This is a genomic window from Leptospira levettii (assembly GCF_002812085.1).
Lineage (GTDB): Bacteria > Spirochaetota > Leptospiria > Leptospirales > Leptospiraceae > Leptospira_A > Leptospira_A levettii.
The window spans coordinates 1615010-1625029 of sequence record NZ_NPDM01000001.1; the positions used below are offsets into that span (position 1 = coordinate 1615010).

A 10020-nucleotide genomic window follows, 5' to 3' on the forward strand; every position below is an offset into this window, starting at 1 on the left:
CTAATCGAAAAATGGTTGGATTCTGAATTTGATCGTAAATGTATTAGTATTTATACTAATACATAAGTATATTATGAAATACGAATATAATGTTTGGGTTAGTGCCTTGATTGCAAAATTTACTACGATTTACCTGTGCGCGTAGCATATACCGCTATTAGGTTATTGTTCTTGGGAAGGAGGTCGTGTGAAGACTTCAATGTAACCAATATTCCCTCCATTGTCTAAAAATTCATTTTTTGCCGTTACCATTCGACCTGCACAAACATCTTGGTAATGTCTGAATGCTCTTAATCTTGTGATGGAAGTAGTTCCGCTTTCATAGGTAAGAATTGCAGGATCATTGATGAGTCGATGAATTGGAAACGATGTTTGAAATGGATTATATCAAAAGGGAAATGGCTTTTTGGTATATGGAATCATACTCTTTTTTTCGTTTGGTCCATGTCCAGTCCAGTTGCATGATGTTTTGAACAACTTGCCTTTTTTCTTCTGACTGGAATAGATCTTTAGCTCGTTCTAACGCATATCCCAGCGAACCCGCGTCATTCGGTTCAAAGACAATTCCTGTTTTGAATTTGATATCATTCGATTCCTTAACTGTATCCCTTAAACCACCCACTCGCGAAACAATCGGAATGGTTCCGTACGCATGGCTATACATTTGGTTGAGGCCACAAGGTTCAAAGAGTGATGGCATGAGAAAAAAATCACTCGCTGCTTCTATTGTGTGAGCAAGCGATTCATTGTAACCTCGGTAAAAATAGAACACATCTGGCATCACATCTGATAAATGGAAAAATGCTTTTTCCGTTTCTGCATCTCCAGAGCCGAGAACCACATAACGGTGGGGAAGGTGGCGTCTTTCTAGGAAAGCTTGTAGGAAAGTTGGAAATCCTTTTTGGTAGGTAAGCCGACCGATGAGTCCTATGAGTGGAAGATCCAATGGCAAATGTGGCCTTCCAATTTCTCGGTAGAGTTCTTTTTTGTTTTTCTCTTTCCCTTCCTTCCAATTGGTTACCGAGTAGGTTTGGAAAATTCGTTTGTCAGACTTTGGATTCCATTCGTCGGCATCGATCCCATTTAAAATTCCTGTATAATCGAATCCTCTTTTTTGTAAGGCATAACTGAGGCCAAATCCATTGGGTTCCCGTAAGGTTTCTTCTTTGTAACCTGGGCTTACTGTTGTGATTTGCCCTGCAGACAAAATCCCAGCCTTCATATAATTGCATTTATCATTATGGTCGAAGGGACTTGTTACCAATCGAAAGGGATCTTCTTTTAGAAAACCTGTCATCCAAAATGGATGGTCCCCTTGGTAAGCAAGGTTGTGGATGGTAAAAACAGAAGGAACGGAATGGCTCGAATTTTTTTGTAAGGCGAGAGACATTGCCGTATGCCAATCGTGGGCATGGAAAACATTTACTTGTAAAATTTGGCTTAGCGCATAACAAGCGTAGGAAAAAATGGCAAAACGGTAATGTTCGTCAGTTGTTCCATAAATGGAATCTAAACTCCGAAACAATTCTGAATCAAAAAAATACAATTTGATCCCCGATTCATCTGCTTCCCGGAACCTTGCCTTTCTGAGTAAACTTACAGCAACCGTTTCCTCACACGCATCTTCTGGAAGGATGGACTTATATACTTTGCCGGTCCAATTTGGTTCCTTCCCCATCGATCCAATCAGAGGTAATGCGACATAAACTTTTTCTGTCTTTGCCTGTTCTTTCGTTAGGGAGGCGAGCATGTCCGCAAGTCCACCCATCTTGATGTAGGGAAAATATTCTGCGGATGCGTGGAGAATCTTCATTTTCTGTTATTGACACCGACTCGCAAAGTAAGAAGCTAGAAAAACACAAAGTGAAATCGAGGAGAGATCCATGTCAGTATCTACTAATCTAAAAGGCCTTGCTGAACTCGGCCTAAAACCGTCCGAAGTCTTCCATAACTTATCATACGAAGAAATTTACCAGCACGAATTGAATAACAAAGAAGGTGTTACTTCTGATAATGGAACGATGATGGTGGATACCGGGATTTTTACGGGTCGTTCCCCTAAAGACAAGTACTTTGTCGATGAACCTTCTTCCCAAAACAACATTTGGTGGGGACCAGTTAACACAAAGGTTTCCGAAGCGATTTTTAATGAACTCTACGCAGAAGTAACCAAATTCCTCGATAACAAAAAATTATACGTATTTGATGGCCACGCAGGAACCAACGACGACACACGAATCTCTCTCCGTGTGGTCACAGAAAGAGCTTGGCAACACCACTTTTGCACCAATATGTTCCTTCGCCCAACCAAAGAAGAACTCGCAAAACTCAACCCAGAGTTTACGATCATCAATGCTTCTGGTTATAAAAACGCAAAATACAAAGAACACGGTCTCAATTCCGAAGTGTTTGTGATCTTCCACTTAGCTAAAAAAATCTGTATCATCGGTGGAACAGAATACGGTGGGGAAATGAAAAAAGGGATTTTCTCTGTCATGAACTACTACTTACCACTGAAGAATGTTCTCACAATGCACTGCTCTGCAAACGTTGGTAAAGACGGAGACAGCGCTCTTTTCTTTGGTCTTTCTGGAACAGGAAAAACAACTTTATCCACAGACCCAAATCGTAAACTCATCGGTGATGACGAGCATGGTTGGGACGACAATGGAATCTTTAACATTGAAGGTGGTTGTTATGCAAAAACCATCAACTTAGATCCAAAAACAGAACCAGAAATCTATGCAGCGATCCGTCGTGATGCCCTTCTCGAAAACGTTGTGTATGATGCGACGACTAAGAAGGTTGATTATTCTTCTGCTGCAAAAACTGAAAACACTCGTGTTTCGTATCCAATTTTCCACATCGACAACATCCAACCAGGATCCAAAGCAGGTCACCCAAACACAGTGATCTTCCTTACTTACGATGCATATGGTGTATTACCTGCAGTGTCTAAACTTTCCATCGAACAAGCGATGTACCACTTCCTTTCTGGTTACACAGCGAAGGTAGCAGGAACGGAACGCGGTGTGAAAGAACCACAAGCAACTTTCTCAGCTTGTTTTGGTCAGGCGTTTATGACTCTCCACCCAACTTTCTATGCAAAACTACTTGGTGAAAAAATGAAAAAACACAAAGTAAATGCATACCTCATCAACACAGGTCTTGTAGGTGGAAAGTATGGTGTTGGAAAACGAATGAACCTTCCTGCAACTCGCCAAATCATCAATGAAATCCTGAACGGAAACATTGAAAAATCCGAGTTTGAAAAACACCCAGTATTCCAAGTGTCTTTCCCTAAATCCGTAAATGGTGTGGATGCTCATATCCTAAACCCACGTAACGCTTGGGAAAACAAAGAAGAATACGACAAAACGGCAGCGGACCTTGCGAAACAATTTGTAGAAAACTACAAAAAATACCTCACTGGTTCCAAAGAATTTGATTACAGCCAATACGGTCCAGTAGCGTAAAGATACGTTGTTGGATTTCAAAGAGACCATCTAGCGGAGTTTAGGTGGCTCGGAAGTCCCTTTTGAAGAAATGGGACTGTGAGTGGAAAACCATCATTGAGAAATCTCGGATGGTTTTTTTTATTTCAATGTGTGTTCGAGATCCCGAAGTAAAACGAATTGTGTGTATCAATCGCCCTTTCAAAGGGACTTCTGCTCGACACATACAATTCGTTGTCCGCTCCATAATAGGTATAATTCCTTTGCTCAAAATTGATCGAACGGATTTTGGATTGGTTTCGCATAAAACCAAAATACAATCTGATTTGGTCATATACTTTGTAAGAAAGAGAAACCTCTGCTTGAAATCCTAAGATTTCCGTAATGTTGTTTGGATTGGTTTTTGCAAGTGTAAAGTAAGGGCCCACTCGACCATCGGATGAATACATAGTACTGGATCTTTGGTTCGCATAATCCCTGTTCCCATATGTGACGTAAGGATCAAATCCTAAATTGAATTCGAAACCATCAAAAATTTGAATTTTACTCCGCAGTGGAATGGAAATTCCATACGAATTGATTTTGTCATGACGAATGTTGTAAGCAAATTCATAATTCTCCACTTGGTACATTCGATCTATTTTTAATAAACCAAGTCCAAAATAAAAAATTTGGTTTTCGATCGGCATATATAAAAAATGAAAACGATATTCTTGCCTTTGGAAATTTCCATACGGGATCGCTGATGGAAAGAGACCATTACTATTGGAATAAAACGTTTTTCGATATGGATCATCAAGTTTGATATTTACCATATCAAATTCGAATCCAAATTGTTTTTCCGGATTTCGATACTTAAAAAATGGCAAATACACCAAATCTTTGTTATTACGGAGATCCGATTGGTTATAACCGATGGTTCCCTTTGTCTCAAAAGGGACGTAAGTAAAATTTTGTCCTTTGAGGCCATATTCATAGGTTTTGGGATTTGTTTTTCGTGATTCGATCGCCTCTTGTGCCAAGAGAAAGTTGGTAGAGAGAAACAGGAGAAAGAGAAATGGTTTTAGATTCATTGGATTCCTTTGGTGTTGTTAGTAATGGATTGATAGATGATAATGTGCGCCTCGCATTTGTTCGATGATGCAGGTCCATCGAACACCGACCGGGCTCCCTTCGGGGTGCGCTAACGCTCCCGTCCCCAGCCATCTAACGATGGCAGGTGACCAAGCCCTTCGGATCCCTGGCGCGGGTTACCAGATGAAGAGGGAGGGTTTGTTGGAGTTGGTAACATTATTTGTAATGATTAAAATCTTTCCAGAATTAGTATCGAGAAGAGTTCGTAGATTAGAATCATCACTGTATGCTGAACTAAAAACGAGATATGTACAACTACTTCCATCTAAATTACATTTCCATACATTTGGAGAGTTTAAGAATGTACCTTTTCTAATTGAAGAGATGAATAGTTTTTCATTGACTTTATCAATCACTAAATTTGGATAATAGCCAATATTTCCAGACTGTAAATTCGCAAAATTTACGGAGCCACAATTGTTCCCATCCATGTCACATCTTATTAATAATGGTTTTGCAATCGATGTTTGATTTGCTACGATCAAATATTTGTTAGTGGAATAATCAATCACGCCAAATGGGTTTTCTAGTCCGACAATTGGAATATCACGAAATATACAATTTGAACCATTTAAATGGCAGTATCTCAAACTTAATTTATTTGCGGATCTCATAACGACGATTAGTTTCTGATTTGAATAATCAATGGACAAATGAGGACTAAAGCCAGATCCATTTCCTTGGTCAGCTGAGATGTCGGTATGAATGCAATTATTACCATTTAAATCGCATCGAAATAAGCTTGGTTTGGAATTATTGCTGTTGTTTTGTGTGACAACTATGAGCTTATCATTTAAATAATCAATTCCAATGGAAGGGTGCCAGCCTGACTCATTGGCTTGGCCAGAGGAAATATCTTTATAGCTACATTCACTAATTTCGAGACTACATCGATAGAGTGCAAGTTTGTTATTATTGGCACCATTTGTAGTCGCAACAAGAATTGTCTGATTCTTTTCATCAATTGTGATGGAAGGCCTGATCCCAGAGTTAGTACCTTGGCTTGAAGAAATATCATGATACGTGCAACTCGTTCCATCCAAATTACAACGAAACAAGCTTAGCCTACCACTATTAGCTTGGTTGGTAGTTGCGATTAAAAGTTTATTATTTCTTCGATCTATAATTGCACTTGGAAAATTTCCTGAACCTGATCCCTGGCCAGCAGATACATCAACATAGGTCCCTGTTGAACTTGTCCCGGGCGGTGTCACGGTCGTCAAAGCAGTCGCTTCTAATAACGAAATCGAACTATTCCCTCCGCTATTACTTGCCACAACCCGAAAATAATACAACGTCCCACTCGCCAAACCTGTGATCGTTGCATATGTATCTGTCATGGGTCCGAAACTAGTCGATGCCGTTGTCACACCAGGGCTTGTGTTGTAGTACACTGTGTACGATGTGGCACCACTCACTGGCCACCATTGGACAATAGCACTCGTTCCACCAGCTTGTGCTTCCACAAAGGTGGGGGCGCTTGGTGGGCCCACATGGAAATTTTGGTTTCCTGCAGAGCTTACATTTCCTGCTACATCACGGGCAAGGTATTTGACTTGGTTACCGCCATCGGATAGTGCCAATGGTGTTGTATACACAGTTCCATTGATCACCTGACCATTGGATTCGAACAAAGGGTCCGTTCCATCCAAGGTATAAATGATTTTTTCACATCCAGTTCCATTCGTGTCGGAACAACTTAGTTGGAGTTGTGTACCAGAAGCAAACGGACCCGCTCCTGATGGGGATGTCATGGTCACGACTGGTGCAGTCGTGTCTTTTTTAGTGGTTCGCGAATTGGAGCCGAAACTTCCCACAAGGTTTTCCACACAAATGCGAATGGTATTGTCACCAACTGCAAAATGTGAATTTTCAATGGAAGAAGTTACGCTGGTGGCTGCAGGGATACTTCCTCTCACACTGAAGTTGAAACCTGCGTTGGCAAGTGCAGTCCCATTTGTACAATTTGTTCCTCCAATGCGAATTTGGTATTGGCCTGCCTTAGAACTTTGCCAGCTGATTGATGCTTGAGAGGATCCATTGATGAACTCAGTATGTGAATTGATCGTGATTGAGGAAACTTCTGTATCTACGATATAAGTTTGGGAAACTACATTGGATAGATTTCCTGCTTGGTCACGGGCAATAAACTTTGTATAGGTGGTCGCACCATCTGTCATAACAAGTGCAGAATTGTACAAATTTCCACTGATGATAGTTCCTGTACTTCCTTGGATGCTAGGATTCGTAGGAGAAGAGCCAACTAATACTGAGTAAGCGATTTTGTCACACCCAGAACCTCCCACGTCTGAACACGAGGCAGAGACAGAAGTAGCTGTTGCATAACTCCCAGCACCTGGACTAGCACTGATTGTGGGTGGTGTATCATCTCGCCTGAGGCTAAAGGAAACAAAACCTGTGAGCCCATTGGATCCTGTAACGCAGATCCTATAGGTTTTGGTTCCCTCGCCGGTAAAATTCGTATGGGAACGATGGAAGGTTTGATCGGCACTAGCAGTCACATTCCCCGATGCCACTTGAGTTCCAGAGGCACAATCACTTCCTTCTCGGATAACATAGGAGCCGGATCGATTGGATTGCCAAGTTGCTGTAGAACTTGTAATGGCACCGGCTTGGGAGCTAATCGCAGTTGCCGTTTGGCCTACTAGAGTAAGTGCAGGGACTTGGGAATCAATCGTATACGTAATATTTAATGGTGCCGAAAGGTTTCCTGCCAGGTCACGACAGATAGCTTGCAGAGTATGATTTCCTTCCGTAGAAAGGGAAATGGATTGGGAAGAGCGATTCACCACCGTTCCCAGTTTTGGTGAAAATGTTGGAGAAGAAGCGTCCATTGTGTAGACTATCGAACCAGGAGCTCGGTTATCAGAACAAGTGAGGGTTGCAGTTTGCGCCGTTGAATAAGTGCCAGCTAACAAAGAACTGGTGAGAGTAGGAGGTGTTGTATCACTTAGGATTGTGACAATGGCTGTGTCATTCGGTGTCCCATCACCGTCAGTATCAAACCCAAGTGGATTTCCATTCGCATCAACAATGATGACCACGGGATTTCCTGTGCCACCTGGAGCTGTCGTTAAAAATCCTGGAGGGTTGGGACTGATGTAGTAGTCGGCAATCCCATCACCATTGCTATCGACGGCATCAGGAATTCCATCACCGTTGGTATCTAAGAGGATAAGATTGGGAGTGGTCCCACCTGTTAAGTTGATCCCATCGGAAACCCCATCCCCATCGGAGTCTACAAGAGTGGCGTCCGTTTTCCCATCACCCGAAAGATCAAATGCAGTGCCAGGGGATAAATCTTGAGAGGAACTCGGGCTCCCACCAATGAGTCCAAGTAAAAAAAGAAAGGGATTGAATCTCTGTTGCGAGGAGCCATCGGGGAGGATTCCTACACATTGGCTCGAAAAAAGAGTTAGAACAAAAAGTAAGTAAAGTTTGTTTCGCATAACAGAGTCCGTTTTCAATTACAAATTTCCAAATCTATATTCGGAAATTCTAATCAAGCAAATGGCCTCCTTGCCCTCAATGGAAATTTACAGCGAAGGAAAAAAATTCAAATTTTTCCGTTAAAAACGTTCTGAAAACGCGTTTGCACCGTTTTCAGCGGTTTTGTGAAACAGGGGGAGTGGTTCGGATGTTTTTTTTATTTCTTAAATGGCATCTCACCCAAATAATCTTTTTTTCCAATCTCAACACCATTATGCCTGAGGATCGCATAAGCAGTTGTGATGTGGAAATAAAAATTGGGGATCGCATGGTGGGTAAGGTATTCCCATCCAGTTAAGTATTGTCCTTCCCATCTTGGTTGAGTCACTTTCATTTCCGAGACAGTTTTAAAATCTGATTCTTGGTAACCATCCAAATACTGGAGAACTGATTGGATCCTAACCTTCAGTTCATTGAAATTTGATTCTGTATCATCGTGTTTGGGAGCATCTTTCCCTGTTATACGAGCCACACAAAGTTTTGCAGTATCGCAAGCAATTTGGATTTGTTTGGTTAATGGAAATTGGTCAGGGAAGAGTCTTGCATTGAGTAAATTTTCAAAAGGAAAGTTTTTGGTCTCAGCATGTGATTCTGCTTTTTCTAGAATATTCAGTAAATTTCCAAGTCCTTTTTTGAAGGATTGGACAGAGATTTGGAAGATCATGGATTGATTCATAATTCTATTCATTGGAAGAGAACATACGAAATCAATCCATTAAATCATAAAATCTAAATGGCGATACCACCAGAGAGAATTAACTCTAAAAATCCAAAATTTTGAGAGGCACGATTGGATCCTCCACTTGTTAACACGTCGGTAAGATCAATGTAACCACCCTTCCCCCCAAATTCAATATAATATGTTCTAGAAAATTCATAGCGGGTAGCAACATACCCAGAAACTCCATATCCAGAGACATGAAAATTATTGTTTTGACCTTTGCCTAACACGCGTACGTCGCTACGACAAACCACTGGTCCACCACCAATGGAGGATACCAAACTAATGCCACTAAGACCATCAGCGGAAGTATAAAGGGGAGTGATCCATCCAAAATCTAAAAATATGTAATTTAAACCGTCAGTATGTTCATACTTTAGTATATCAGGTGTTAACGTAATCGTTTGGTCTCCACCATGGTATCCTGCCATCTCTTGGACATGTCCAGGAAAAAGATAAATGAATGCTGCTGCTTCTGGAGATAAAGCGAGTTGGTTTTTTGCGATCACTCCAGGGTCAATATAACCAGAATATTTGACTGTCTGTCCTGGTGTGACTACATACTTCATATGATCTTGGCCGAACGATAAAAAGAATCGATCTGTAAAGTAATAGATAAACTTTAAATTGTATTGAGGAATTTCAAACTTGGATGGATTCAGATAAACATCGGCTTTGAATGATTCTGGTTTGTCCCTTGCATCAACAGCTTTTAAAGTATAACGGTAGCCTGGACCACGAAAGTTGATATCACTTTGTGTGAAATAATCTCGGTTATAACCCCATTGGATATTCCATCTTCCTTTTTTATCATGGATGGTTAGCGGGGTGTCATTTTCCTCTGCCCCAAGGGAGAGGTTTACTAAGAGGCAGAGAAGGAAAATCGAAACTGTAGCAGGAATAGAACCACACACTCGCATGATTCTGAGAGGAATCGAATCGAACATAATGTCACATTCTAAATCTTAATGAAATTAGAATAGGCGAATGTATGTTTGGTTTACGAAAAATTAGACTTTTTCAGTAGGGAAAAAAACTATAATTTAAAATCTTTCTTTTTCGTTTTTCCGTTTTGGACGGGAATTCGGATTGGTTAGTAACTTCCTCCGCTCCCTCCACCACCAGAGGAACCACAGATAAGTCTGGTCGGTTTTATTTAAGCATAGGACAAGGTGATACAAAAATTCGTGTTACAGAATT

General features: G+C 41.0%; 6 protein-coding genes. 1 reads left to right on the top strand and 5 read right to left on the bottom strand.

Annotated elements, in window-relative coordinates; genetic code table 11:
* Positions 1-382: 382 nt before the first annotated feature.
* Positions 383-1813 carry a glycogen/starch synthase gene (locus tag CH354_RS07600; RefSeq protein WP_100728065.1) on the bottom strand — a complete coding sequence of 477 codons (1431 nt, stop codon included), beginning with the start codon at positions 1811-1813 and terminating at the stop codon, positions 383-385.
* A 70-nt stretch (positions 1814-1883) separates the two neighbouring features.
* Between CH354_RS07600 and pckA the strand changes: the two genes are divergently transcribed.
* The gene (gene pckA, locus CH354_RS07605) at positions 1884-3476 is read left to right on the top strand and encodes a phosphoenolpyruvate carboxykinase (ATP) (RefSeq protein WP_100728904.1); all 1593 of its coding nucleotides are present in this window, start codon (positions 1884-1886) and stop codon (positions 3474-3476) included.
* A 125-nt stretch (positions 3477-3601) separates the two neighbouring features.
* On the opposite strand, the gene CH354_RS07610 is transcribed toward pckA, so the two are convergent.
* From CH354_RS07610 to CH354_RS07625, 4 genes are all read right to left on the bottom strand, one after another.
* Complete coding sequence (locus CH354_RS07610) at positions 3602-4528, bottom strand: hypothetical protein (protein ID WP_100728067.1); 927 nt, start codon at positions 4526-4528, stop codon at positions 3602-3604.
* A 177-nt stretch (positions 4529-4705) separates the two neighbouring features.
* Positions 4706-8059, bottom strand: a complete 3354-nt coding sequence (locus CH354_RS07615; protein ID WP_100728068.1) for a chitobiase/beta-hexosaminidase C-terminal domain-containing protein — start codon at positions 8057-8059, stop codon at positions 4706-4708.
* Positions 8060-8256: 197 nt separating this feature from the next.
* Positions 8257-8763 (bottom strand): DUF1993 domain-containing protein, encoded by a 507-nt coding sequence (locus tag CH354_RS07620; RefSeq protein WP_409036416.1) that lies wholly within the window; start codon positions 8761-8763, stop codon positions 8257-8259.
* A gap of 65 nt (positions 8764-8828) precedes the next feature.
* Positions 8829-9767, bottom strand: a complete 939-nt coding sequence (locus CH354_RS07625) for a hypothetical protein (protein WP_420843821.1) — start codon at positions 9765-9767, stop codon at positions 8829-8831.
* Positions 9768-10020: the final 253 nt, after the last annotated feature.